Below are 26,461 nucleotides of genomic sequence, written 5' to 3'. Positions count from 1 at the left end.
ACGGGCTCGCCGGCCGTCGGCCCCGGCATGCAGTTGCCCGCGACCCAGAGCCAGAACGGACTGACGGTCTCCTACTCGACCCTGATGAGTTCCTGGTCGATCCAGAACAACATCTCCGGATTTCTGCCCCAGGTCTTTTCCGGCAACTTCGGCTTTCCGGGTAGCCTGTACGACAATGTGATGGAGCTGCAGTTCAGCCAGCCGCTGACGGACCTGACGGTCAGCTTCTGCACGGCGGACCTGGCCGGCGAGACGGACATCACCACCCAGATTCGCGTGCGTACCTTCGCCAATTCGACCAGCGATCCGGTGCAGACCACCGTCTGGGCGCGCGGGGACTGGCAGCAGATGCAATACGCCGAAGGCCGGCTGGACCTGAGCGCGCCGGCACCCTTCAGTGTGGCGATCATCGATTGCCCGTACCAGGGCCCCACATCATCGCCCATGTACTTCTTTGACAACCTGATCGTGCAGCGCTGGGTGCCGGTCGCGCCAATCCTGCAGATCGACCATGACGCGGTGCTGGATCCGTCCCACCTGCGCCTGCACTGGCCCGCGCCATCCACGGGCTTCGTGCTCCAGCGTGCCGACGAGCCTTTGCTTCCGACCTGGATCACGGTGACGGAACCGGTGGTTGAACTCAATGGTGAAAACACAGTGTTGGTGCCATTGACCGCAGGCATGGGCGGATTCAGGCTCGTACTGCCCTGAACCGGGTTGGCTGAGCCGAGTCGGACTGAAAGGGCCGGGAGTCTCCATGAGGGGCCCCGGTCTTCTCTCTCGTTGTGTGCCGTGGGAAGTGTCCGTCCGGTCAGCGCACGACGGTCAACTTGCGGGTTTCCTGCCAGCCGTTTCCGGTGAGCCGCAGGAAGTACACGCCGGAAGGGAGACGTGCGGTGTCGAGAGTGAGCTGGTGGCTGCCTGCCGCCTGCTCCTCCTTCGTGATCAGGGTCGTCAGACGACCCTGTATGTCGTACAGTTCCAGACTCACGCTTGCGGGTACAGGCATGCGCCAGGACAGAACAACCTGGCCATTGGAGGGATTTGGCCAGGGAGGAGCGAGCCTCCAGGCCAGTGGTCCGGCACCCCGGTCCACTGCCGTTTCGGCGGGCAGACCCGACAACTGGACTCTGTGGGCAGCCAGGCAGGATCCGCTGGCCTGCACCAGCACACGCTCTCCCTGCGCATCGTGCCACCATCCGGCCGCCAGCGTTCCCAGTTCCTCGGGACCCGCCGCCTCCTGAGCTTCCTGTCCATCCACGAGAACGGTCTGCGGAGGATCGGGGAATCCGTGGTACACGGGCCGCCAGATTCGCTGCAGCGGCATGCCCGGCCAGGATCCGTCCGGTGTGATCCAGAGGTCCACCTCGGCCAGATCCCCGGGCAGAGAGTGCCATTCAAGCTCGAGCAGGGTCTGGCAGTGGATCCCGCTCAGGTAGTCCAGGTTCTCGCCCTGATCTTCGTGGAGGATGAAGGAGCGGCTGGCCCCGGGGCGCGGCCAGAGATCCAGCCCCAGGGTGTCCAGCGGGAACTGGTCGGCCCAATCCATGGCGGGCTGGGAAGGCAGAATTCCCCCGGCGCGCACCAATTGCGGCAACCGATCCAGCGGGGCGGGCAACACGACGGTCTGCCGCCCGGAGTAGCGCTGGCCCGTGGCGATGTCGATCCACTCACCCATGGGCAAGATCACGGCGCGGCTGGTGGCTCCGGGCTGCAACACGGGAGCCACCAGCAGATCCTCGCCCAGCAACCAACTGTCGTTGACCTGCCAGAGAGGATCCCAGTCTGGATCGGCAAAGGTCAGGGGGCGGGCCACGGGTACTCCACTGGCATGTGCCTGCCAGGCCAGCGAGTAGAGCAGGGGCAGACGCGTCTGGCGCTCACGCAGGGCCAGCGCGGCCGCGGCTTCCACCACCGGGCCGAAGCCCCATGGCTCGGTGGGAATGTCATCCACACCGTGGGCACGCATCACGGGAGACAGGCTGCCCGCCTGCAACCAGCGCAGGTAGAGCTCTCCGTCCGCGGGACCACAGCAGAAGCCGCCCAGATCGCTGCCGTGCCAGGGAAATCCGGACAGGCCCATGTTCAGCAGGATGGGTATCTGGGCCTGCAGGCCGCCCCAGCTGCGTGACACGTCCCCGCTCCAGGTGAAGGTGCCGTAGCGCTGGCTGCCCGCGGTTCCCGACCGACTGAGGCTGAGGAAGCGCTGGTTGGGACGAGCCGCGGCGAAGCCCTCGGCCAGAGATCCTGTCCACAACAGGTTGTAGACATTGTGAACTTCGTCCGCGGACCCCCCGGCATGCAGCATCCCGCCGGGATGGCGCTCGGGCTCGCCCAGATCGGTCCAGAGACCGGCCACTGGAAGCTCGAAGAGCGGCAGATGCTGCTGCCACCACCAGTTTCCCGCGGCGGGCAGACTGAAATCCAGCAGCAGTGCATCACACCCGCAGGACCACCAATCCGGAATGCGCCAGGGCGACAGGTTCTGGTCATGGGCAAGAAACTCGGGGTGTTCCGTGAGCAAAGGAGTGAACAGGCGGGAGCCTTCGGTCACATAGGGCTCGGTGATCAGCAGCGTATGCACGCCCTGAGACAGCAGGTCGCCCAGCATCCCGGCAGGATCTGGGAATGCTGCGGGATTCCAGTCGATGTCGCCCATGCGTTCGAACCAGTACAGATCCAGCACCAATCCGTCCAGGGGCAGGCCGCGCTCGCGGAAGCCGCTGACCAGATCCAGCGCCTGTTGCTGTGTGCGATAGCCATACTTCGACTGCAGGTAGCCCAGAGACCAGCGTGGGGGAAGCGGTGGGCGGCCGCTGAGCCAGGTGTGCTGCTCGACCAGATCCGCCAGATCGTCAGCCCGGAACAGGAACACCGACAAGTCTCCGCCGGGCAGGGTCCAGGACAGCTGACCGCTGCCTCCGGAGCCCAGATCGATGTGTCCGGGCCAGCTGGAATCGACCAGCAGTCCAAAGCCCGCGGAGGATACGAGCACCGGCACATTGATGTTCATTTCGGACAGCGGACCCCCGTAGCCCCCGACCTGCGTGTTGCGCATTCCGAATGACAGGCCTGCCAGATCGGGCCCCACACCGCGTTCCCCCGTGCCACCGAAGTGCCAGCCGGGTTCCAGTTCCAGACGCAGTTCGCGCGTGCTCCCCTCACGCAGCCAGCCTCCTTCCTCCGGTTCCCGCAGTTCACCGCCACCCGGAAGAGCGGCTCTCATGCGCAGGGGGTACTTGCTGAAACGGAGGGCGGGCTGAATGCCGGGCAGACTCAGGGTTTCGCCATCGTCCAGCAGGACCAGTGGTTCGCCCCCGGCGGGCGACTGGATGATCATTGCCGTGGAATCCATTTCGCTGGTGCCGGGGGGCAGCAGGTCCAGTCGCAGGATGTCATCACGGAACACCAGAATGCGCAGACTGCCCTCTGCGGTCTCGAGCACGATCCCGCCGGGTAGAGGGGAATGTCCCGTGCAGTCGCCCAGGGCGATGGCAAGACCCCGGGAAGTCAGGGCCAGCAGCCAGAGGAAACCAAGGATGGTGGCACGATGCATCACGCCTCCTGCGTCGACCCGGGTTGCACACGCATCCATCGCGTGACGCGCGTTGATCAGCGCTCCCGCTCCGCCTCGCCAAGCCCCAGTGCATTTCCTTCCGAATCCCAGATGGTGACGAAGCGTGGGCTGCCACCTTCGCTGCGTGGCACCCCGGTTCTGACGCCGTCTGCGGCCAGTCGGGCCAGGAACTCGTCCAGCTCGCTCACCTCGAAGTACGGAATCGGCCCAAAGCCCACGTCGCGGCCCTGGCTCTCGCTGGGATGCAGATCCAACCGACAGGCGATGCCGGCGTGATGCAGGCTGGCATAGTGTCCGGGTGCCACCATGCGGGTCACGAAGCCCAGGTGGCGGCAATACCAGGCGATGGCGCGCTCCAGATCGCTCACGTACATCATCACATGGGAGAAACGCGTCAGCATGGATCCTCCGGGGTTGTCTCAGGGGTTTTCTGTGTCACGACATCCGCGTGCGTGTCGGCGCCAGGCAATGCGGTGGTCAACGCACGAGGCTGGGTGTCGATGGGACTCTGTGATCCCAGGCTTTCCTTCACCGGCACACCCAGTTCCTCGATCCGGCGGGCGCTGACAAGCACGCGACTCTCGAAGGAACTGACCGCGCTGTTGTATCCGTCCACCGCACTCTGCAGCCCGCTGCGCACTTTCGAGAAGTGTCTGGCGAACACCAGCAGGCGCTCGTGGAGCTCCTTGCCCGTGTCGGCCACACGGCGCGCATTCTCGGTCATCACTTCCTGCTGCCAACCGTAGGATGCCGCCTTGAGCAGGGCCAGCAGCGTGGTCGGTCCGGCCAGCAGCACGCGCTTTTCCGAGCCATACTCCAGCAGGGTCGGGTCCTGCTGCAGGGCCGCACTGTAGAAGGCCTCGCCCGGGATGAACATCACCACGAATTCCGGCGTGTGTTCCAGGCTGTTCCAGTAGGCCTTGCCGCTCAGCAGCGTGATCTGGTCGCGCACCTGGCGGGCGTGGCGGGCCATCTGTTCCTGACGCAGTTCTTCGGTGGGGGCGTCAATGGCCTCCATGTAGGCGTCCATCACGGTCTTGGCGTCCACCACCATCGATTTGCCACCCGGCAGATGGATCACCATGTCCGGGCGGCGCACCCCGCCTTCGCTTTCCACGACCGTGCGCTGCAGTTCGAAGTCGCAGTACTCAAGCATGCCCGCCAGTTCGGCCACGCGTTTGAGCTGCATTTCGCCCCAGCGACCGCGTACTCCAGGTTGGCGGAGCGCCCGGCGCAGGCGATCGGTTTCGGCGGCCAGCTCCTTCTGCCCCTGTGTCACGGCTTCCAGCTGGTTGCGCAGCGCCGCTCCGCTGCCTTCGGTGCGGCGCTCGGCGTTCTGAAGCTGGTCTTCCAGTTTCTTCATGGTTTCGGCAATGGGTCTGACCAGGGCGTCCACGGCCTGCTGGCGGGCCTCGAGATCCTTGACCGCCACACCCTGCTGGCCGCGGAAGCGCTCCTCGGCCAGACTGAGGAAACTTTTGGCGTTGCTGTCCAGTGCCTGCTGGCTGATCAGCGAGAAACTTTCCTTGAGGCGTTCCTCGGCCAGCTGCAGCGCCGAGATGCGCTCCTCGAGCCGGGCGCGCTCGACCTCAAGATCCTTTTCCAGTCCGCTGGCGCGCTGGCGTTCCGCGTCCATGCGCTGGCGCAGCTCGTTCTGTTCCAGTTCACCCCGGTGCAGACGTTCCTGCAGCTCGCCCTCGCGGCGCAGGGATTCCGCCAGCCGGGTCTGCATGTCCTGTTCGCGGCGCTGCTGGGTTCCGCGCAGCCAGAGCAGGAGAAAGGCGCCCGCCGCTGCCGCCAGCAGCAGACCGAGAATCAGACTTGGATAGTGGACGGAATTCATGATGTGCTGTGTCTCCCTGGTTGCCCGATGTCCGGACAGCCCGTTCAGTGTGTGACGTGATCGGGATTCAAAGTTCCACCCAGGGCCCCACCGTGTCGGCCACGCGGCAGGCCCTGATCCCGCCTGCATCGCCCAGATGGCGGAAGTGCCCCGCGAAATGCCGGCCCAGATCCAGCAGGGCGGCTGCGGGGCGCAGGGCCGAGCTGTAGATCACCAGCAGGAGTTCGTGCGTGGAGCTGGTGACCGAGCTCCGCAGGGAGTCACTGGTGGGGCTGCCGAAGGGACCTTTGCGGTCAAAGAGTCCCAGACGGCCTTCGAGATGCACCTCGTCCTTGCGGATTCCCGGGTAACTCTCGCCCGGCAGACCCAGCCGTGCTTCCAGTGGTGCATCGAGGGTCGCGCGGTCATACAGACCCAACGGCAGCAGCAGTTCCAGTGAGCACCCATTGCAGATGTCCACGGCGTTGGAGATCGAGTACAGTTCCTGGCCCTTCAGGGTGCGTCGCAACAGGGCTTCCGATGAGGGGCGGGTGCGCGTGGGGTCGGTGCCCGTCACGCGATACAGGCGGCGGGCTTCCTGGAGTTCCGGGATGCTGGAGGGCTCGCGCCCCTGCCAGCGATGCATGGCCTCGCCCTGCAGGGCCATCAGCCACATCCGGATCTCCGTGGAGGAAGCCTCCACATGCATGCCGTCGATTTCCAGCACCAGCAAATTCAGGGCGGCGTTCAGATTGACGGAGAGCGGTCGGAATTCAATGGCCATGGCTACTCTCGAGAGTTTCGTTTGTGAACGCAGCGAATGTAGGATCTGGGCGGGACGGGGAGGCGAGGCCGGGATTCCTGCCACCTGCGGAGGGTTCTTCGGGGCCACTTCTCTTGCCGCCCACGTCGCCCGCAGCCTCGCATGCTTCCAGGCCCGGAGAATGGTCGCAGGAAATTGTTTTCAAAAGAGAAAGCCGCTCGATGCGATCGAGCGGCCAGAAAGGACGGGTTCGTTCACGACCTGCGGTCGTGCATCAGTAGAAGCCGAGCTGCAGGCGAGCGGCTTCGCTCATCATGAAACGGTCCCAGATCGGCTCCCAGACCAGTTCGATGGTGCAGTCGCTGACTTCCGGCATGTCGCGCACCTTGTTGCGCACGTCGGGAGGCAGGCTCTCGGCCACCGGGCAGGTGGGCGAGGTCAGGGTCATGCGAATGTGAACCGCGTTTGAGTCGTCCACATTGATCTCGTAGATCAGGCCCATGTCGTAGATGTTCACGGGAATTTCCGGGTCGAAGATGGTGCGCAGCACCTCGACGATCTTGTCGCGCAGTGCGTCCTTGTCCATGGTGCATTCCTCCACTGCTATTCTGTGGTGGTCCCGGGCTCGGCCCGGGTGAGCGCGCTGCGCAGGGTGTGCCAGCACAGGGTGGCACACTTCACGCGGCTCGGGAATTCGGCCACCCCGGAAAAGATCTTCAGTTTGCCCAGGGTGGGAGCATTTTCCGGAGCCAATTGCCCCGTGACCACCAGATGGTATTCCTCGATCAGGCCTTCCACCTCGGCGACCCGGCGACCGAGCACGTGCTGTGTCATCAGCGAGGCCGCCGCCGTGGAGATGGCGCAGCCCTTGCCCGTGAAACGCAGGTTCTCGATCAGGCCGTCCTCGTCCACATTGATGAAGAGTTCCAGCCGGTCGCCACAGAGCGGATTGTATCCTTCGGCGTGGTGCGTGCAGGGATCGAGGGTGCCGAAGTTGCGCGGGTTGCGGTTGTGATCCAGGATGATTTCCTGGTAGAGCTGCTGCAGATCGTCCATCATCCCAGGATCTCCTGCGCCTTCAGGACGGCCTTGACCAGCGCATCCACATCGTCCTTGGTATTGTACACCGCCAGCGAGGCCCGCGCGGTGGCGGGCACGTTGAAGCGTTCGATCACCGGCTGGGCACAATGGTGGCCCGTGCGAATCGCCACACCCTGCATGTCCAGCACGGTGCCGATGTCGTGGGGGTGGATCCCGTCCAGCACGAACGAGAGCACGCAGGACTTCTCGCGTGCCTGACCGATGATCCGCAATCCGGGAATCTCCTCCAGGCAACCGGTGGCATAAGCCAGCAGTTCATTCTCCCAGGCCGCGATCTGCTCGACCCCATGGTTGCACACGTAACACAGGGCAGCGGTCAGGCCGGCTGCGCCCGAGATGTTGGGGGTGCCCGCCTCGAAGCGGTAGGGCGGCTCGTTGTAGGTGGTCTTCTCGAAGGTGACCGAGAGAATCATGTCTCCGCCGCCCTGCCAGGGCGGCATTGCCGCCAGCAGCTCCTTGCGGCCATAGAGCACGCCGATGCCGGTGGGGCCGTAGATCTTGTGCCCGGAGAAGGCGTAGAAGTCGGCGTCCAGTTCCTGCAGGTCGATGCGCGTGTGCGCCACCGCCTGCGCGCCATCCACCAGCACGATGGCGCCCTGGGCATGGGCCAGGCGAATCATCTCGGCCACCGGATTCACGGTTCCCAGCGCATTCGAGATGTGCGCCACGCTCACCAGTCTGGTGCGCGGTGAGAGCAGGGCCTCGAACTCTTCCATGAGCACGTCGCCGCGATCGTCCACGGGAGCCACCTTGAGCACGATGCCCAGCTGGTCGCGCAGCATCTGCCAGGGCACGATGTTCGAGTGGTGTTCCATCCAGGTGATCAGCACTTCGTCACCGGCCTTGAGATTGGCCCGGCCCCAGCTCTGTGCCACCAGGTTGATCGCCTCGGTGGTACCGCGGGTGAAGATGATCTCGCCCACCTCGCGGGCGTTCAGGTGACAGCGCACCTTCTCGCGGGCGGCCTCGAACATCCGGGTGGCGCGCACGCTGAGCTCATGGACACCCCGATGGATGTTGGAGTAATCGCGCGTGTAGACCTGGGTCACCGCATCGATGACCGACTGTGGCTTGTGCGTGGATGCCGCGCTGTCAAGATAGACCAGAGGCTTCTTGCGCACTTCCTGGTGCAGGGCGGGAAAATCCAGGCGCAGGATTTCCGCATCGATGGGCGGAAGATCCGCCAGACAGCCGGCACATTCGGGCCTGAATTCCATGGGGGGAAGCCCTTCCTTAGCGTTCGTCGGATTCGAAGTGCCGCTGCACCCAGTCGCCCAGCGGGGCCTGCAGATCCGGGTGTGTCACCTGGTCCACCACGTCCTGGGCGAAACCACGTACCAGCAGGCGTCGGGCCATGTCGCCGTCGATGCCGCGCGAGCGCAGGTAGAACAGGCCCTCTTCTTCGAGATGGCCCACCGTGGCACCGTGCGTGCACTTCACATCGTCCGCATGGATCTCGAGCTGGGGGCGCGTGTTGGCCCGCGCCTCGTCGGAGAGCAGCAGCGACTTGCTGTTCTGGATCGCGTCGGTGTGCTGGGCATCCTGGCGCACCAGAATGTGGCCGGTGAACACCGCGCGACTGCCCTGATCCAGCACGTGCTTGAAGAGCTGGTGGCTGTTGCAGTCGGGCACGGCGTGATCCAGCCAGGTGTGGCTGTCCAGGTGGCGCTTGCCATCCAGCAGCCCCAGTCCGGCCAGCGCCGCGGACGCCCCGGGGCCATTCAGGCGCACCAGGCTCTCATTGCGGATCGTCTCGCCGGCAAGGCTGATCGTGGTGCCATCGAAGGCCGCATCACCAGCCAGCTCGACGAACTGATGACTGATGCGAAAAGCCTCGCCGCGCACGGCCTGCACGCGTACGTGCGACGCCCTGGCTCCTTTGGCCAGGGTCCAGTCGCTGGTGTGAGTCGCGGTGGATCCGGGAGCATGGCCCACGTTGCATTCCAGCAGAGTCAGCTCGGCACCCTCGTCCAGTCGGATCAGGTTGCGGCACTGCACGGTGCCAGCGACGGATGCGGTTCCCTGCAGATGGATCACGGCCAGTGGCTTCTCGCAGCGCACTCCCGCCTGCAGCACCAGCTGGAATCCCGTGTTGAACAGGGCCGCGTTGACCGTGTCCAGCGGATGGCGCTCCTCGGGCAGCGCGCGGTTCTTGCGGCGCCGCAACAGTTCCTGCTCGCCGGCCCGGTCAATCAGGCTGAACTCCAGCCCTTCGGGCAGGCCGTCCAGGCGGCTCAGTTCGGCCTGGAACTTGCCATTGGCCCAGACCAGACGCGGGCCATCCAAGGGCAGACGCTGCTCCAGTTCGGCCAGCAGCGTGCGCGTGTCGCTTTCCGCCAGACCGGCGGCGGGCGACCAGGGCAGTGCGTCCAGGCCCTGAGTGCGCGTGTACTTCCAGTTCTCGGAGCGGGCCTGCGGCAGGCCCAGGGCCAGAGCCTCGCGGGCCAGAGTCACACGCTCGGCCGGTTCGGTCACGGCTTCCAGACGGGCGGCGAGTCCGTGTGAGTCAGGCATCACTGGACCTCCGCGTGAGACTTGATCCAGCCATAGCCGCTTTCTTCAAGCTTGAGAGCAAGATCCTTGTCCCCACTGGCGGCGATGCGTCCGTCGGCCAGCACATGCACCCGGTCGGGCACGATGTACTCCAGCAGGCGCTGGTAATGGGTCACCACGATGATCGAACGATCCTTGCCGCGCAGGGCATTCACGCCATCGGCCACGATGCGCAGGGCGTCGATGTCCAGCCCGGAATCCGTTTCGTCCAGGATGGCCAGTTTCGGTTCCAGCACGGCCATGTGCAGGATCTCGTTCTTCTTCTTCTCGCCGCCGGAGAAGCCCGTGTTCAACTGGCGCTTCAGCAGGGACTCGTCCATGTGCAGTTCGCTCACCTTGGCGCGCACACGCTCGAGGAAGTCCAGCGCGTCCAGCTCTTCCTCGCCCCGGTGCTGTCGAATGGCGTTGAGCGCCGTGCGCAGGAAGTAGGTGTTGCTGATGCCGGGAATCTCCACCGGATACTGGAAGGCCAGGAAAATGCCCTCGCGGGCCCGGATTTCCGGCTCCAGTTCCAGCAGGTTCATGCCATTGTAGACGATGCTGCCCGAGGTGACTTCATAACCTTCTCGGCCCGCCAGCACATTGGCCAGCGTGCTCTTGCCCGAGCCATTGGGCCCCATGATGGCGTGCACTTCCCCGGCGCCGACCTCAAGGCTGATTCCCTTGATGATTTCCTTCTCGGCCACGCGGGCGTGCAGATCCTTGATGCTGAGCATGTGTGTTCCTCTGTTCGCGCCGGCTCTCAGCCGACGCTGCCTTCCAGACTGACACCCAGCAGTTTCTGGGCTTCCACCGCGAATTCCATGGGCAGCTCGCTGAGCACTTCCTTGCAGAATCCGTTGACGATCATCGAGACGGCGTCCTCCAGATCGATGCCGCGCTGCTGGCAATAGAAGATCTGGTCTTCGCTGATTTTCGAGGTGGTGGCTTCGTGCTCCACCTTCGAGCTGGGATTGCGCACATCGATGTAGGGAAAGGTGTGCGCCCCGCAGCGGTCGCCCATGAGCATGGAATCACACTGCGAGAAGTTGCGCGAGCCGTGGGCGTTCTTGTGAATCTCCACCAGGCCGCGGTAGGTGTTCTGCCCGCGTCCGGCCGAGATGCCCTTGCTGATGATGGTGCTGCTGGTGTGGCGTCCAAGGTGCACCATCTTGGTGCCCGTGTCCGCCTGCTGCATGTTGTTGGTCAGGGCCACGCTGTAGAACTCGCCCACGCTGTGGTCGCCCTTGAGAATGCAGCTGGGGTATTTCCAGGTGATGGCGCTGCCGGTTTCGACCTGGGTCCAGGAAATGCGGCTGTGATCGCCCGCGCAGAGACCGCGCTTGGTCACGAAGTTGTAGATCCCGCCCTTGCCGTCCTTGTCGCCCGGGTACCAATTCTGCACGGTGGAGTACTTGATGCGCGCGTGATCCAGGGCCACCAGTTCCACCACCGCCGCGTGCAGCTGGTTCTCGTCGCGCATCGGGGCCGTGCAGCCTTCGAGATAGCTGACATAGGCGCCTTCGTCGGCGATGATCAGGGTGCGCTCGAACTGGCCCGTGTTCTGGGCGTTGATCCGGAAGTAGGTGCTCAGTTCCATCGGGCAGCGCACGCCCTTGGGAATGTAGACGAAGGATCCGTCGCTGAAGACCGCGGCGTTGAGGGCAGCGTAGAAATTGTCGCCCGCGGGCACCACCGACCCCAGATACTGCTTGACCAGCTCGGGGTGAGTCTGCACCGCTTCGGAAATGGGGCAGAAGATGATGCCCAGCTCGTTCAGCTTGCCCTTGAAGGTGGTGGCCACCGAGACGCTGTCGAATACCGCGTCCACGGCCACGCCGGCCAGGCGTTCGCGCTCGCCCAGAGGGATGCCCAGCTTCTCGAAGGTCTTCAGCAGTTCGGGATCCACCTCGTCCAGGCTGGCGGGGCCATCCTTCTTGCGCGGGGCCGAGAAGTAGCTGATGGCCTGGAAATCCACGGTGGGGTAGTGCACCATCGCCCATTCGGGCAGGGTCATCTTCTGCCAGTGGCGGAAAGCCTTCAGGCGATATTCGAGCATGAACTCAGGCTCGTTCTTGCGTGCCGAGATGGCACGGATCACGTCTTCGTTCAGGCCCGGAGGCAGCGCGTCGGTGTCGATTTCCGTCACGAAACCGTATTTGTACTCGCTCTGGGTCAGGGCTTCCAGTTGGGCTTCGCTCTCGCTCAGGCCGGGCTTGATGCCGTCGTCGGGGGTCATGAATTGGGCTCCTGCTGTGATCCATCGGAGAGGGGCGCGGCCGCTGTCCGGCCGTTGCCGATGCTGCCATTGCCGAATGCCTTGCCCAGGTTCAGGCGAGGCATCGGTCGGTCCCAGTCGCACATCTGTGCCAGAGTGACATCGGACAGCGCCGAGGCGATGGCCATGTTGATCCGACTCCAGTTGCTGTGCATGGGACACACGGATTTGAAGCGGCAGCCGGTTTCCTCATCCACGCATTCGGTGATGGCGATGGGTCCGTCGATGGCTTCGATGATTTCGGAGACGGAAAGCTGGTCCGCCGGCCGGCTGAGATAGTAGCCGCCGTGTACTCCACGTTGCGACTCGAGGATGCCGTTGCGCGCCAGGCCCTTGAGGATCTTGCTGACCATGGGCAAGGGGAGCTGTGTGCGCGCCACGAGGTCCCGGGCACTGATCAGTTTGCCCACTTCCTCACGGCCGAAGATGGTCATCAGGAAGACACCGTAGTCTGTCTGGCGGCTGATTCGCAGCATGGCGGTTCTTTCATCTCTCAAACTGGACCTTTCAGGTCCTGTATTCCCGCAAATTGGTCCGCATGTTAACTGTAGGGCAAGGAAAAGGCAAGGCTGGAAGGTCCGGATCCTGCCTGAAATAACAGTGTTCGCCATCTGGAGCCCCGCGAATTCCAGCCGGGACCGGCCCGCTCATGCAGTTCCAGCCAATGAAGCGCGCGGAGGCCAAGGGGCAGTTCCTATATTCCGCGCCATGGAAAACACCACCCCGCCCGCTTCGGGCTCTCCAGGAGGGCCGGACGGCTCCTCATCCGGCAACAATGGCGGCTCCCGTCGCGGCGGCCGTTCCCAGAATCGCGGACGCCGTCGCCCGCGCAGTGCCTCCTCCGGCGACAACAGCCCACGTCCCGAAGGACAGGCCCCGGGAGCCGACAGCCGTCCTCCCCGCCCCGCGGCCGACAATCGCCCACCCCGGCCCGCAGCCGACAAGCCCGCGGGAGAGCGCAGCAACCAGCCCCGGCGCGAGGGGCGCAGTCGTCGTCCCAACGAGAACCGCGAAGGGCGTGCAGCCGACGCCAGCAAACCCCGTGAGGGGCAGCCCAAGGACCCTGCAGCTGCACCGGCTCGAGGCCGCCGGAACGATTCCAGGTCGGACGGGCGTGGGGAGTCCCGCAATGCCAATCGGCCGCCCGCGGCTGGTGAGAAGCGCCCCGGTGATGCCTCCAGCGCCGAACCGCGTCGCGGTGAATCCCGTCGCGGGGGGCGACCGGGTACTGCTGATTCCCGTGGAAACACTGCGGCCGCCGGCACGCGCGGGACGCGCGACGGAAAACCCCGGGATCCCCGGGCCGGTGGCGACTCCCGCAGCGGAGACTCCAGCCGTGGCAGGGGCCGCGGCCAGGCCACGGGCAACCGCAATGCCCCGCGCCGCGAGGAAGAACAGGAAGCCGCCAACCTGCAGGACTGGAAACTGAGCCTGCACGGGTATGAATTCTGGCTGTGCTTCCAGCGCGTCCTGCCCTGGACCTCCGACGAACGCGAGCTGCGCGCCTACATCGTGGACATCTATGCCGACGGGCGTGAAATCGACTCACTGCTGCTTCCCGCGCTGGATGAGCTGCGCGGCCTGGAATGCATTGGCCGCAGCCTCGACAGGGTCGTGGCTGGTTTGCGCGAGCTGATCACGGCCAAGCTGGCCGAGCTTCAGGTCATTCCCGCCTCGGCGTACCTGGCTCTGCTTCCCGAGGATACAACCCCACCCGAACCGGAACCGGAACCCGAAGTCGTCTTCGACTACGAAGCCCTCTTCGGCGACAATCCGGAGACCGAACCGGAAGACGAGGATTAAAGGATTCTTCGCAACACCCGAAAATCGGGGTGTGGAGAACCGGGAAAAGGCCTCGCAACCTGACCCAACGACATCTTGCCAAGCAGACGCAGCACCCTGTGCGACGTGGGTACCTTGCCTTGCTGATCTACTGGCGCATTGACGACACGAACGGAAAGCATCCGGTCGGAAGGCCGGAGCATGTCCACGGAGGGTTCCATGTCACTGCGTATGAATCACAACGTCATCTCGATGGTGGCGCACCGGAATCTGTACAAGGTTGATCGCGAGTCGCAGACCTCGATCGATCGACTGAGTTCGGGGCTGCGCGTGAACCAGGCCTGGGATGATCCGGCCGCCATGGCGGTCTCCGACCGAATGCGGATGCAGATCGGGTCCATGGTGGAAACCGAGCGCAACGCGAGTTATGCCATCAATCTGCTCTCGACCGCCGAGGCGGGCCTGAACAACATCGATGACAAGCTCACGCGAATGCGAGCCCTGGCCGTGGAAGCCTCGAACGGCACCCTGTCCAGCCTGGACCGCAGTTACCTGGATCACGAATTCCAGCAACTGAAGAGCGAGATCAACCGGGTGGCCGAAGTGACGCGCTACAACGGGATCAAGCTGCTGGATGGCACCTATTCCCAGGGGGCCAGCGGTCCCAATGGGCAGGGCATCAAGTTCCATCTGGGCACCTACAACGTGTCCAACCAGGATTATTACCACGTCAATCTGGCGGACATGCGCCTTGGCGCCCTGGGCCTGGATTCCGTGTCACTCACGAACACGGCGCTCTCCCAGGCCGCCATTGGCACCATCGATGCGGCGCAAATATTGAAGAGCACCGAACAGACCCGGGTGGGCTCCTACGTGAGCCGTCTCCAACTGTCCCTGGAATCGATGATGATCCATCGCGAGAACACGGTGACCTCCGAGTCCACCGTGCGGGATGCCGACATGGCGGAAACCATGAGCAGCCTGACCCGCGCGCAGATCCGGATGCAGACCACCATCGCCATGACCTCGCAGGCAAACCAGTTGCCCAACATCGTGGCGGGCCTGTTCTGATCGCCCGATGACGCCCGGCCCGGGCTCCCCGTGGAGTTGATCGGGCCACCACCTCGAGCCATTTGCCTCCCGACCGGGGTCGCTCTTCGTCATGAAGAGCGGCCCCGGCCTTCTCGGGGCCCGCCGATCCTGGTGCCACCCACCTCGTGACCTTTCCGATCGACGGGTCCAGTGTCCGGTACCGCAGCCCGACTCATTCTCCAAAGCTGAAGATTCACCGAGCAGGGCAGATTTTTCCGCGCCCGGCCCTCGCCCCTCATTCTTCTCAACTTCCGAAGTGCTGAATTTCAGAACTGGCCAAGCTCGCTAGTCGTTGTGATTATTGGACTTGGGAGCGTGGCAACGAGTCAAGTATTTGTTTTTACAGGACTGCAGAAAGTTCAGAACTCTCCGATAGGGTGGCCAGATTTCACCAGGAGGTTCACCATGTCCCTTCGTATCAACCACAACGTCACCTCGATGGCCGCGCAGCGGACGGTGGCGAAGAACTCGAGCGATCTCGAGAAGTCAGTCGAGCGACTGTCATCCGGTTTGCGCATCAATCATTCCTGGGACGACCCGGCCGGCCTGGGAGTGTCCGAACGCCTGCGAGCCCAGATCGCCAGTCTGGAAGAGGCGGAACGCAATGCCAACTATGGCATCAACCTGCTGGCGACCGCCGAGGGAGCGCTGGCGACCATTGACGAAAAGCTGATCCGCATGCGGGCGCTTTCCGTCGAGGCGGCCAACGGCACCCTGTCCAGTCTGGACCGCAGCTATCTGGATGTGGAGTTCCAGCAGCTCAAGAGCGAGGTCACGCGGATCGCGTCGGTGACCAACTACAACGGCATGAACCTGCTGGATGGCACCTACAGCTCGGGCAGTACCAACGGCGGTGTGCGGCTGCAGGTGGGCACGGGTACCACGCAGAATCAGGACTACTATTCGGTGTCGCTGACGGCCATGACCGCCTCCTCGCTGGGGCTGAATTCCGCGGACCTGACCAACACCACCATGGCGCTCTCGGCCCTGACCCAGATGGATTCCGCCATTGGCACCAAGGACAGCGAGCGGACCCGACTGGGTGCCTTCGTGACCCGGTTGGGCTACACGATCAGCAACCTGCAGATCGCCCAGGAAACGGCCACGGCATCGGAGTCCACCATTCGCGACACGGACTTCGCCCAGGAAATGGCCGGCTTCACCCGGGCCCAGATCCTGATGCAGTCCGGGCTGGCCATGCTGGCGCAAGCCAACAGCATGCCCAACTACGTTCTGCAACTGCTTTAGAACTCTCTTCGCGGGCTTTCTCCCGAAAGTCCTGTCTCTGCACATCACAAAGGGCCCGGGTTACGACGGGCCCTTTGCAACTCGCCGGACTCGCGACTCACGGGTCCGGCGGCTCGAATTCAGGGAAGTGTCGAGTTGAGGAAACATTTCGTCATTGGCCCCGTTCTTGCTGTTGACTCCAGTCGGGAACCGACATTGCGGCCCTTCTGGTGTACTTGCCCCGACGAAGACGGTGGCCTTGCACCAAGTGGTTGACGGTGGCCAAAAGCTTTCCGGGATCGAGAAATCCTTTGGAAAGAATTGGTGGAGTTCCAATGTTCCGACTGGCTGGAAAATCGCCTGCACCTGCTTCAGAACTCACTTCCGAAGCGGTTCTCGACTGGGGGGTCGATGTGCAACGCGACGACCGGCAACGGGCTTGGCAAGCCCGGCAAACGGTGTGTGTGGTAACGCTTGAAGGGGGGTTCAGATGAATCCAGCGGAAGTTATTGCCGTTCTTGGCAAGGACCGCTACGACAAGATCGTGCAGGACAGCAGCGATCTCGTGGCGATGATCCTCAGGGGTGATCACCCCACCCTGCGCGTGCACTCGGCGCAGAAGGAAGAAAAGGCGTCGCATTCGGCCGCCCGGCCCGCGATCGCCTGTTGATCGATACCTGCATCTTCCCGGTGCAGGTCTGCGCTGCCTGAATACAAACAGATGTTTTCATGCAACTTGGGCTGCATTATTGGCGCATGCTCAGGGCAGATCTTCAGCGATTTCCAGCGGGGCCCGAGCCAGTTTCGATCAGCGAGTGCGCGAACTCGCAGGCCCTGATTTCATGCCAGTAGTGCGTTCCCTGCCAGCGCCCCACGAATCCCAGGTGTCCTCCAGCAGGAGGAGTGTCAAGCCAGAAACAGTCGCTTGAGGCGGCGGATTTGCGCGGATAGCACTCGGGAGTCAGGAAGGGGTCGTCGAGGGCGCTGATCAGCAGGGTCGAGCGTCGGATCTGTTCCAAATCGGGCAGGCAGGAGGCTCTGGACCAGTAATCCTCCGCACTCTCGAAACCATGCGCGGGTGCCGTATAGTGCCCATCGATATCCACGAAGGTGCGCATCCGAGAAATTGTCGCCTCGTCCAGCCCGGTGTCCAGCCGGGTTATTTTTTCCCTCAGCTTGCGTTGAATGCGCCGCACGAAGCGCTGCATGTAGAGCCAGTTCTCGCGGCGTTCCATCTGGCGGGCGCAGCCGGCCAGGTCGCAGGGCACCGAAATCGCCACCGCTCCGGTGACGCTGCTGGGCAGCTCGTGGTCATGGCGGGCCATCAGATTCAGCACCACGCTACCGCCCAGACTGAAGCCCAGCGGCAGCAGGCAGTTCCAGCGGCCATCGGCGGCACAGTGCCGCAGCACCTGCAGCAGGTCGCCCGTCTCGCCACTGTGGTAGGAGCGCCAGAGCCTGTTGGGCCTGCCCCCGCAGCCGCGGAAGTTCATCAGCAGCACATCCCAGCCCGCCTCGACCAGCGCCCGGCCCATGCCCAGCATGTACACGGCCCGCGAACTGCCCTCCAGCCCATGACAGAGCACGGCCAGCCTGTTGGAACCGGTGGCAGTCATCCACCAGTCCAGTTCCAGAAAGTCCCCGTCATCCGTGGTGAATTCGCTGCGCCGCAGCGCGGGGCGCGGGCGTGGACGGACCAGGGTCGGCCAGATCGTGAGGACGTGGCGGTTGGAAAAGCCCCACGGGGGCCGGTAGGGTGAAGGTCCTGCAAGTGGCATGGGCGCCAGTATATCGAAGGACAGGCATCCATGGCGGAGGTCCGTGACTCCCGAGCCCGGAGCGGCAAGAAAAAAGGCGCGATTCCCATTGCTGGTCCTCGCGCCCTCTGTCATCCGTTCCCATGACGGCCCCAATCACGCATTCCCTTGAGGGGCAATCCAGCGTTCAGGGACGAATGGGTTTGCCCTGTTTTCAGCCGGATTGCCACGCGGGCAACGGGCCGCTCAGCCCAGCGCCTTGAAGCGCCTCGCATAACTGCGACTCATCTGCAGCTTCTTGCCGCTCTTCATCAGCACCAGAAAATCTCCATGACTGGCAGGCTGCAGTTCACGGATCCGGTCCAGGCGCACGATGGCGCTGCGGTGGATCCGGCAGAAGCGGGCCGGGTCCAGACGCTGCTCGAGGGCGCTGATGGTCTCGCGCTGCATCCAGTTGTGCTCGCCACAGTGCAGGGTCACGTAATTGCCCTCGGCCTCGATCCAGTCCACATCGTCCACGGAAACCAGAATCACGCGGCTGCCGGTGCGGATCACGAAGCGATCGATCCAGGAGCGCTCGCGCCGGATCTCCTCGAGCAGGCTTTCCAGCTGGGAGCGCAGGCTCTGGCCGGCCTCGTCCTTCAGGGTGCTGCGCACGTGATCCAGCATCTCACGGAAGCGGTCGGCGTCAAAGGGTTTCAGCAGGTAATCCAGGGCATGGGCGCGAAAGGCTTCGAGGGCATAGCGGTCCCAGGCCGTGATGAAAACCACGCGCGGGCGGGTGGCGCTGTCCAGTTCCTGCAGCAGCTCGAAACCATCCATCACGGGCATCTGGATGTCCAGAAAGATCACATCCACCGGGTCCTTCTCGATGTACTGCAGGGCTTCCAGACCATTGGCGCATTCGCCGCTGACCTGGAAGTCGGCATGCTCGCCCAGCAGTTCTCGCACGCGCTCGCGTGCCAGTTGTTCGTCGTCCACGATCAGGACGCGGGCAGGACTGGTGCTCATGGGCTCTCCTCGGTCTCGGGGCCGGGCAGCGCGATCTGGATCCGGCTTTCGAATCGTCCATCCTGGTGGCGATGCAGTTCCAGACTGGCCGCAGCACCATAGACCTGTCGCAGGCGTTCGCGCGTGTTGCGCAGGCCAATGCCTTCGTTCTCGGGGGTCTGGCGCCGGGGCGTGCCGTGCTCGCCGGCGCCACTGTCGATGACCTGGATCACGGCGTGCCCGTTCTCGATGCGGGCCTGAATCCGGATCCAGCCCGCTTCGGCCCGCCGGGCCACCCCATGCCGCACCGCATTCTCGATGATCGGCTGCAGCATCAGGTTGGGCACGATCAGGCTGTTCAGTTCGGGCTGCACCTCCACATCCACCTTGAGGCGCTCGCCGAAGCGGATCTGCTCGATGGCCAGATAGCGCTCGACGAAATCCAGTTCGTCGGCCAGACTCACCACGGGACTTTCACCCCGCTCCAGGGTCATGCGCAGGAACTCACCCAGCCGCGCGATCATCCGGTCGGCGCTTTCCGGATCACGACGCAGCAGCGAGGAAATCGAGTTCAGCGTGTTGAAGAGGAAGTGCGGATGCAGCTGCATCTTCAGCGCCTGCAACTCGCTGCGCGCCAGTTGGGATTCCAGTTGCAGCCGGTCCAGTTCAGCCTGCCGGTAGCGCAGCCACCAAAGCCGCGCCAGACTGGCACCCGCGATGCCCGCATAGACCACCGAGCCCAGAAACAGCCCGAAGTAATCCAGATAGTACGAGCGGAAGTTGTACTTCAGGATCTCCAGCATGCCCATCACGGGACGGCCGGTGAGGGCCTGGGACCAGAAGTAGTAGATCAACCAGAGCGGAACCTGGGCCAGCCAGGCCAGCTGGGGAAAGACCAGCGAGGCCAGGAACTGCCTGATCACCAGCTCGCGCGTGCCGATGCCGCGCTGGATCTGGCGCTCGACCATCCGGTAGATCCAGGGAATCAGCGGTCCCCAGGCGTACCAGTAGATCAGCTCGACCAGAATTCCGCGAACGATATAGACATCGCCGCCGGTGACCAGCGTGCCGATCTGGCCCACGAGAGAATAGACCACGCCCACCACGGTCAGCAGTGCGTAGATCCGCAGGGTCAGGGCCTGCCGAGTGAATGGGCTGTTGTCCGCGGACATCAGCGGTTGCCGCCGATGCCGGGACCGGGGTGCATGGCCTGCCGGAAAGCGGCGCGCACCCAGTGCTGTGGAGCCTTGCGGCTCATGGAGTCCCCCGTGAGTTCAGGTTCGTGGGGTTCGAGTGGAAACCAGTCCATGTTTTCGGGACGGATTCCGGACCACGCGGAATATAGGGCTGCGCCAAGGCCCATGCCGCAAAATGTGACGAACGGGGCACCGGGGAATCCGGTGGGTGCGGGTCCTTGCCCAATGGCACCCAAGTTCCGGGGCCCGCCTGCCGATCACAGGAAACCGGCAGGTGGGGATGTGCGTGACTTGTCCTGTGATCTGGATCAGGGCGGAAGACGCGCCAATGCGCCTCACTGGCTGAGAGTGAAAAAAGCACGAATTGAGTTTGCTGCAGCCCTTTCCGATGTTGGGCGCGGCTTCAAGGACCAGCAAATCCGCGATTGAGCGGTTCTGGCTGCCCGTTTTCGACCCCGAACATGAATTCCTGTCCGAACGACACCCAATTTCCCTGGAGGCATCCATGAGCAAGACCCTGACCGCATTGAGCTACGGGCAGGTCAGCTCCGCCGAGGCAATCGAGCTGGAGGAACAGTACGGCGCCCACAATTATCACCCCTTGCCCGTGGTGCTGGCCCGGGGCGAAGGGGTGCACGTCTGGGATCCCGAAGGCATCCACTACTACGATTTCCTCTCGGCCTACAGTGCCGTCAACCAGGGACATTGCCATCCGCGCATCATCGCGGCGCTCACCGAGCAGGCGCAGACCCTGACACTCACCAGCCGCGCCTTCTTCAACAATGTGCTCGGCGAGTACGAGCGCACCCTGTGTGAGACATTCGGCTTCAGCATGGCCCTGCCGATGAATACCGGCGTCGAGGGCGACGAGACCGCGATCAAGCTGGCGCGCAAGTGGGGCTACATGAAGAAGGGCATCGGCGAGAACCGGGCCCGGGTGGTGGTCTGCGAAGGCAATTTCCACGGCCGCACCATGGCCATCATTTCCGCCAGCACCGATCCCGACTGTCGCAAGGGCTTCGGGCCCTTCATGCCCAACTTCGATGTGGTGCCCTACAACGACCTGACCGCGCTGGAGACGGCGCTGTCCAATCCGGATGTCTGCGGTTTTCTGGTGGAACCCATCCAGGGCGAAGCCGGCGTGTTCGTGCCGCACGAGGGCTACCTGCGCGGTGTGCGCACGCTGTGCACCAAACACAATGTGCTGATGATCGCCGATGAAGTACAGACCGGCATCGCGCGCACGGGCCGCATGCTGGCCTGCGATCACGAAGACGTGCGCCCGGACATCCTGATTCTGGGCAAGGCACTTTCCGGAGGTGTGCTGCCCGTGTCGGCCGTGCTCGCGGATGCCGAGATCATGCTCTGCATCCAGCCCGGTGAACACGGCAGCACCTTCGGCGGCAATCCGCTGGCCTGCCGTGTCGCATTGGCCGCTCTGGCAGTGGTCAAGGACGAGCAGCTGGCGGAAAACGCCGAGCGCCTGGGCCGGATCTTCCGCGAGCGCCTCTCGGCACTCCAGCACCCGATGATCAGCCTGGTGCGCGGCAAGGGCCTGCTGAACGCCATCGTGATCCAGCCCAGAAACGGCAAGACCGCCTGGGATGTCTGCCTGGCCCTCAAGGAGAACGGCCTGCTGGCCAAGCCCACGCACAACGACATCATCCGCTTCGCACCACCCCTGGTGATGACGGAAGAGCAGTTGCTGGAATGCGTGGACATCATCGAAAAGACCCTGGCGGAGTTCTGATCCGCCATCACGGCGCACACGACCCGGTGCCTGTGTGCCATCGTTCCTCTGTGGCCCCTCCCCCGCGGGAGCGGGCCCTTGGCACTCCATCTACAGTGAGGATATCATGGCCATCATCCTGGACGGCAGCGGCCTGAGCATCGAGAAGCTGGTCGCCATCGCGCGCCACGGCGAGAAGGTGGAACTGGCGCCCGCCAGTCTGCAGGCGATCACGAAGTGCCGCGCGATGCTGGAGAAGAAGATCGCGGCCCACGAGATCATGTACGGAGTGAACACGGGCATCGGCGAGTTTTCCGAGGTGGTGCTGAACGATGAGCAGGTCAAGGAATTCCAGAAGTACCTGATCTACAATCACAGCGCCGGCATTGGCGAGCCCGCGCCCATCGAGCATGTGCGCGGCGCGATGGTGGGCCGCATCAACGTGCACGCCCACGGCAACAGCGGCTGCCGTCCCGAGATCACGCTGACGCTGGTGGAGATGCTCAACCGCGGTGTCACGCCCGTGGTCTGCAAGAAGGGGAGTGTGGGCGCCTGTGGCGACCTGGCCCCCATGTCCCAGATCGCGCTGCTGATGATGGGCGAGGGCGAAGCCTGGTACCAGGGCGAGCGCATGTCGGGCTCCGACGCCCTGGCCAAGGCCGGGATTCCCGTGCCCGGGCTGCAGGCCCGCGACGGGCTGGCCACCATCAACGGCAGCAATCTGCTGACGGCGATCAGCGCCATTGAACTGTACGACATGGACCGCTGGCTGCGCCAGGCCGAGATCACCGCCGCGATGAGCCTGGAGGCTCTGCTGGCCAACATGCGCCCCTACGAGAGCCGCCTGCACGAGGTGCGTGGTTTCAGCGGCGCGGTGCGCAGCGCGCGCTCGATAAGGGCCTGCCTCGAGGGCAGCGACCTGCTGAGCGGCAAGATGAAGACCAAGGTCCAGGACGCGTACTCCATGCGCAGCACGCCCCAGGTGATCGGAGCCGCACACGACGCCCTGCGCTGGGCGCGCAGCCAGGTCGAGATCGAACTGAACGGGGTGGGCGACAACCCGATCTTCTTCCCCGATGAGAACCTGACCCTCACCGGTGCCAACTTCCAGGGCACGCCCGTGTCCTTGCCCATGGACATGGTCTCGGCGGCGATCACCATGGTCAGCGTGCTCAGCGAACGCCGCCTGAACCGCCTGCTGAATCCGGCGCTCAGTGTGGGGCTGCCTTCCTTCCTGACCAAGGGCGCCGGCATGTACAGCGGCATGATGCTCAGCCAGTACACGGCCGACACCCTGATCGTTGAGCAGCGCATGCTCTGTGCGCCCGCCTCGGTGGCCTCGATTCCCGCTGCCGCCGACCAGGAGGACTTCGTCTCGATGGGTATGAACACGGCCCTCAAGAACGAGCAGATTCTGGACAACGCCTTCGGCATCCTGGGCATCGAGATGATGGCGGCCGCCCAGGCCCTGGACTTCCGGGGCTTCACCAACGGCGCGGGTGTCACGCGCGCCCGCAACGTGATTCGCGAGCATGTGCCCTTCCTGGACGTGGATCGCCCGCTCTACAACGATCACAATACGATGAAGGCCCTGGTGCAATCCTGCCAGGTGCTCGAGGCGGTCGAGGAACTGACCGGTCCGCTGGGCTGGTCCTGATCGCCCCGGCCCAGGGGCCACCGACCGGGAACAATGGGTCCCGAGCCGGAATTCGATCTGCTCATGCATTGACGACAGCAAACAGGAGACCCGATGAAGAAGTTGATGCTCGCCCTCTGCATGCTGCTGGGCCTGGCCCTGCAGAGTTTTGCGGACACACCCGCCGGCAACCCGAATCAGGCGGCGCGCCTTGAATTCATCTACACCAGCACCAAGTTCATCGCCAAGCTCGACGGCCAGGACCTGAGCCCCGGCGAGGGCATGAAGGTGGTCACCGAGGCCAGCCACGGCAAGCACCTGATCGAGGTCTACGCGGTCAAGGGGCTGTTCAAGGTCGAGAAGCACAGCGATGTCACCGTGGATCTGCCCGGCGGCTACTTGACCCGGATCAGCCTCAACAACGGCGAGGTGCAGGTGCTGGACACCGTGCCCCTGCCCGGCAGCCAGCCCGTGGCCGCGGCCCCGGCCACCGAACAGGTCACGACCACCGTGAGCACCACGGCCGTCAGCGGCGCTCCCTCCCAGACCGTGAGCGTGGGAGTGGGCATGGGCGTTCCCGGCATGGCCGGCATGGAGGGTGTGGGCCTGACCATGAACGTGAGCGGCATGGACGCCACCGGCAGCGTGGGCATCCAGGAAACCACCACCACGACCACGACCACGACGACGGCCGCAGCACCAGTGGCCGTGCGCCCCTCCAAGCTGGTGGTGATGTCCGAGGAAGGCATGTGCAGCGTCTACATCGACGGCAAGAAGCGCGTGGAACTCTCGATCTCCGGCATTGACGAAATGGCCAGCGGCACCGTCTTCGACCTGATGCCCGGCAGCTACCAGCTGAAGATCGAAGGCTTTGACGTGTGGTACGAAGGCATCCTCAAGGTCGGCTCCGGCGAGGAAATCAAACTGCGCGCCGAGCCCGGCAGCATGAACGAAATCGGCCGCAGCCCGCTGCCCTGAGGGTGGCGCACCTTGTGTGAATCAAAAGGCCCGGGCTGAAGCCCGGGCCTTTGTTCTCATGCAGGCTCGAAAGAGCGGCAATCGATCAGCAGAATGTCACTCCCCACAAGAACGTCACCCCCGCGAAAGCGGGGGCCCCGAGCGGTTACACCGCAAACCACATTCAAACCCAATCACACATCCCGCAACCCTGCCCAAAGATCCACCCATTCAGGATTCCCCGCTTCAATCAGTTGGATCTTCCATGCACGCCGCCATTTCTTGATCCTCTTCTCACGCAAGATTGCAGCTTCCATGGTTCCATGGTGTTCGAAATGAACAAGCCGATGCACAGAATATCTCCTGCAGAATCCTTCGAACAGCCCTGATCGGTGTTGATGGATCCGCTGCACGAGATCACTTGTCACCCCGACATACAGGACACCATTGCGGCGACTGGCCAAGATGTATACTGTGGGGAGTTTCACTTCCGGTCTCCAGCAATTCCTCAATGCAGTGAACCGGGGATGTGATGTAAATGGGGACAAGGGGTTCAGGTGCGAATCTCTGTTGCAGTGTCGCGAGGGATTGACACAAAGATGCTTGTCGTGTAACCGATCGGGATTCCCGCATGCGCGGGAATGACGATTTTTGGTCGCCCCCATCCCACCCTGCCTTCGGGTACGAGGCCACGATTTAGGTAACAGGTTTAGCCAGAGTTTGGGTAACAGTTCGCCAGAATATCGTCGGTATCCAAGGAGGACCGACGATGAGCTGGAAAGAGGTTACTGCAGTGAAGTCACGCCATGAGTTCGTGCTTGCAGCTCTGGGGAGCGGAGCGAACATATCGGAGCTTTGTCGCGAAGCAGGTATCAGCCGAAGAGTTGGGTACAAGTGGATTCACAGGTTCAAACAGCTCGGCATTGTCGGGCTGGAAGATCAGAAGCGGGGACCACGTCCGGATCCGGACCCAGCAGTCGGAGAAATGGTGATGGAGATCGTGCGTCAGCGCAATCTCCATCCGACATGGGGTCCTCAGAAACTTCGTGTGATACTTCTGCGGTCCCACCCGGAGGATGAGGTTCCAAGCGAGCGTACAATCGGACGCGTGCTCGGAAAGTGTGGAATGGTGCCTCCTCGCCGCCAGGGGCACTCTGGGGGTATTCGTCTCCAGCAAGGTCTTCCGGCACAAGCTCCAAATGATGTATGGACCATAGACTTCAAAGGATGGTGGCATGTTCGGAATGGAATCCGCTGTGATCCGTTGACACTACGGGACGAATACAGTCGGTACCTGTTCGCGATCCAGGCGCTTCCCAGTCTGAAATGGGAAGGCGTGCGTGCAGTCATGGAGCGGGTCTTCGAGCAATACGGCATGCCCAAGGTGATCCACAGTGACAACGGGCGTCCATTTGCCGCCAGCAATGGATTGTGCGGATTGACCAAGCTATCCGCGTGGTGGTTGGCTCTGGGAATCGACCTGTACCGGAACCGCCCACGGCATCCCCAGGACAACGGTGGCCATGAAAGGATGCACCGTGATGTACGGGCTGAATTGCAGGTGGACCCGAAAGCGGATCTGGCAACACAGCAAGAGGCATTTGATGCCTGGCGAATGGACTTCAACATGGTGAGACCTCATGAGGCACTGGGTCAGCGTACACCGGCACAGGTGTACAACTCATCGAATCGCCCCTATCCAGGGCATGTCGATTCCGTGGCCTATCCCAAGCACATGGATGTACGGGTGGTACGGCGTCGAGGGACTATCCGTTACCTCAATCGAGAGTGTTACTTGACCGAAGCCTTGAGCAATTGGCCGGTTGGACTTGAGATGTCTCCCAAAGATCGATTGCGTGTATGGTTTGCGAATGTTTGTCTGGGGGAAACGGATGCGCGCTTTGGCTCGCCGCTTCAGCCTCCGGCCTTCGCGGCGAGCCAAGGGGATAAGCCACAATTAGTCAACGGCGAGTTGTTACCTAAATAGTGGCCAAACCTGTTACCTAAACCTTGCCGTTTACA

24 protein-coding genes are annotated in these 26,461 nt (G+C 63.4%); 9 read left to right on the top strand and 15 right to left on the bottom strand.

The features are described 5' to 3' along the window. The coding region (locus H6678_15255) for a hypothetical protein (GenBank protein ID MCB9475158.1) at positions 1–711 on the top strand (711 nt) is incomplete at its 5' end. A 100-nt stretch (positions 712–811) separates the two neighbouring features. Here the strand turns inward: H6678_15255 and H6678_15250 are convergent. The 11 genes from H6678_15250 to H6678_15200 all read right to left on the bottom strand — a co-directional run bounded on the left by H6678_15250 (position 812) and on the right by H6678_15200 (position 12,549). Continuing rightward, positions 812–3,556: a T9SS type A sorting domain-containing protein gene (locus tag H6678_15250; protein MCB9475157.1), complete on the bottom strand. Its 2,745-nt coding sequence runs from the start codon at positions 3,554–3,556 to the stop codon at positions 812–814. Between the two features lie 56 nt (positions 3,557–3,612). Then, a complete protein-coding gene (locus H6678_15245; GenBank protein ID MCB9475156.1) occupies positions 3,613–3,978 on the bottom strand; it encodes a VOC family protein in 366 nt (121 codons plus the stop codon). Continuing rightward, positions 3,972–5,420 carry a DNA recombination protein RmuC gene (rmuC, locus tag H6678_15240; protein MCB9475155.1) on the bottom strand — a complete coding sequence of 483 codons (1,449 nt, stop codon included), beginning with the start codon at positions 5,418–5,420 and terminating at the stop codon, positions 3,972–3,974. The genes H6678_15245 and rmuC overlap by 7 nt, the downstream gene beginning before the upstream one ends. Positions 5,421–5,487: 67 nt before the next feature. Further along, a complete protein-coding gene (locus tag H6678_15235; GenBank protein ID MCB9475154.1) occupies positions 5,488–6,183 on the bottom strand; it encodes a hypothetical protein in 696 nt (231 codons plus the stop codon). 253 nt (positions 6,184–6,436) lie between these two features. After that, on the bottom strand, positions 6,437–6,748 hold the full coding sequence (locus tag H6678_15230; GenBank protein MCB9475153.1) for a DUF59 domain-containing protein: 312 nt from the start codon (positions 6,746–6,748) through the stop codon (positions 6,437–6,439). A 17-nt stretch (positions 6,749–6,765) separates the two neighbouring features. Beyond that, a complete protein-coding gene (locus H6678_15225) occupies positions 6,766–7,218 on the bottom strand; it encodes an SUF system NifU family Fe-S cluster assembly protein (GenBank protein MCB9475152.1) in 453 nt (150 codons plus the stop codon). Continuing rightward, positions 7,218–8,480 carry a cysteine desulfurase gene (locus tag H6678_15220; GenBank protein ID MCB9475151.1) on the bottom strand — a complete coding sequence of 421 codons (1,263 nt, stop codon included), beginning with the start codon at positions 8,478–8,480 and terminating at the stop codon, positions 7,218–7,220. Before H6678_15220 ends, H6678_15225 begins: the two co-directional genes overlap by 1 nt. 16 nt (positions 8,481–8,496) lie before the next feature. Next, complete coding sequence (gene sufD / locus H6678_15215) at positions 8,497–9,777, bottom strand: Fe-S cluster assembly protein SufD (protein ID MCB9475150.1); 1,281 nt, start codon at positions 9,775–9,777, stop codon at positions 8,497–8,499. Beyond that, entirely contained in the window at positions 9,777–10,532 is a 756-nt protein-coding gene (gene sufC / locus H6678_15210; GenBank protein ID MCB9475149.1) for a Fe-S cluster assembly ATPase SufC, read from the bottom strand. Before sufC ends, sufD begins: the two co-directional genes overlap by 1 nt. Before the next feature lie 26 nt (positions 10,533–10,558). Further along, positions 10,559–12,034 (bottom strand): Fe-S cluster assembly protein SufB, encoded by a 1,476-nt coding sequence (gene sufB / locus H6678_15205; GenBank protein ID MCB9475148.1) that lies wholly within the window; start codon positions 12,032–12,034, stop codon positions 10,559–10,561. Further along, positions 12,031–12,549 carry an SUF system Fe-S cluster assembly regulator gene (locus tag H6678_15200; protein MCB9475147.1) on the bottom strand — a complete coding sequence of 173 codons (519 nt, stop codon included), beginning with the start codon at positions 12,547–12,549 and terminating at the stop codon, positions 12,031–12,033. Before H6678_15200 ends, sufB begins: the two co-directional genes overlap by 4 nt. Before the next feature lie 232 nt (positions 12,550–12,781). Between H6678_15200 and H6678_15195 the strand changes: the two genes are divergently transcribed. The 4 genes from H6678_15195 to H6678_15180 all read left to right on the top strand — a co-directional run bounded on the left by H6678_15195 (position 12,782) and on the right by H6678_15180 (position 16,844). Further along, positions 12,782–13,876: a hypothetical protein gene (locus H6678_15195; GenBank protein ID MCB9475146.1), complete on the top strand. Its 1,095-nt coding sequence runs from the start codon at positions 12,782–12,784 to the stop codon at positions 13,874–13,876. A gap of 198 nt (positions 13,877–14,074) precedes the next feature. Then, positions 14,075–14,926 (top strand): flagellin, encoded by an 852-nt coding sequence (locus H6678_15190; GenBank protein ID MCB9475145.1) that lies wholly within the window; start codon positions 14,075–14,077, stop codon positions 14,924–14,926. 426 nt (positions 14,927–15,352) lie between these two features. Further along, on the top strand, positions 15,353–16,195 hold the full coding sequence (locus tag H6678_15185) for a flagellin FliC (GenBank protein ID MCB9475144.1): 843 nt from the start codon (positions 15,353–15,355) through the stop codon (positions 16,193–16,195). 469 nt (positions 16,196–16,664) lie between these two features. Next, on the top strand, positions 16,665–16,844 hold the full coding sequence (locus H6678_15180; protein MCB9475143.1) for a hypothetical protein: 180 nt from the start codon (positions 16,665–16,667) through the stop codon (positions 16,842–16,844). A gap of 103 nt (positions 16,845–16,947) precedes the next feature. Here the strand turns inward: H6678_15180 and H6678_15175 are convergent, their stop codons facing one another. From H6678_15175 to H6678_15165, 3 genes are all read right to left on the bottom strand, one after another. Continuing rightward, on the bottom strand, positions 16,948–17,952 hold the full coding sequence (locus H6678_15175; protein ID MCB9475142.1) for an alpha/beta fold hydrolase: 1,005 nt from the start codon (positions 17,950–17,952) through the stop codon (positions 16,948–16,950). 225 nt (positions 17,953–18,177) lie between these two features. After that, the gene (locus tag H6678_15170; protein MCB9475141.1) at positions 18,178–18,942 is read right to left on the bottom strand and encodes a response regulator; all 765 of its coding nucleotides are present in this window, start codon (positions 18,940–18,942) and stop codon (positions 18,178–18,180) included. After that, a complete protein-coding gene (locus H6678_15165) occupies positions 18,939–20,093 on the bottom strand; it encodes a histidine kinase (GenBank protein MCB9475140.1) in 1,155 nt (384 codons plus the stop codon). The genes H6678_15170 and H6678_15165 overlap by 4 nt, the downstream gene beginning before the upstream one ends. Before the next feature lie 529 nt (positions 20,094–20,622). Between H6678_15165 and rocD the strand changes: the two genes are divergently transcribed. The 3 genes from rocD to H6678_15150 all read left to right on the top strand — a co-directional run bounded on the left by rocD (position 20,623) and on the right by H6678_15150 (position 24,460). Continuing rightward, the gene (gene rocD, locus H6678_15160; GenBank protein MCB9475139.1) at positions 20,623–21,867 is read left to right on the top strand and encodes an ornithine--oxo-acid transaminase; all 1,245 of its coding nucleotides are present in this window, start codon (positions 20,623–20,625) and stop codon (positions 21,865–21,867) included. Positions 21,868–21,973: 106 nt separating this feature from the next. Continuing rightward, positions 21,974–23,503 carry an aromatic amino acid lyase gene (locus tag H6678_15155; protein MCB9475138.1) on the top strand — a complete coding sequence of 510 codons (1,530 nt, stop codon included), beginning with the start codon at positions 21,974–21,976 and terminating at the stop codon, positions 23,501–23,503. Positions 23,504–23,596: 93 nt separating this feature from the next. Continuing rightward, positions 23,597–24,460: a hypothetical protein gene (locus H6678_15150; protein ID MCB9475137.1), complete on the top strand. Its 864-nt coding sequence runs from the start codon at positions 23,597–23,599 to the stop codon at positions 24,458–24,460. A 173-nt stretch (positions 24,461–24,633) separates the two neighbouring features. Here H6678_15150 and H6678_15145 read toward each other — a convergent pair whose 3' ends face one another. After that, positions 24,634–25,104, bottom strand: coding sequence for a GIY-YIG nuclease family protein (locus H6678_15145; GenBank protein ID MCB9475136.1), 471 nt, complete (start codon positions 25,102–25,104; stop codon positions 24,634–24,636). A gap of 104 nt (positions 25,105–25,208) precedes the next feature. Here H6678_15145 and H6678_15140 point away from each other — a divergent pair, with 104 nt between their 5' ends. Continuing rightward, positions 25,209–26,426: a transposase gene (locus H6678_15140; GenBank protein MCB9475135.1), complete on the top strand. Its 1,218-nt coding sequence runs from the start codon at positions 25,209–25,211 to the stop codon at positions 26,424–26,426. The last annotated feature ends 35 nt before the right edge of the window (positions 26,427–26,461 follow it).

It is taken from the genome of Candidatus Delongbacteria bacterium (assembly GCA_020634015.1).
In the GTDB taxonomy this organism is placed as follows: Bacteria; CAIWAD01; CAIWAD01; order CAIWAD01; family CAIWAD01; genus JACKCN01.
Note: the sequence above shows the minus strand (reverse complement) of the source record. Positions and strands in the feature narration are given on the sequence as shown.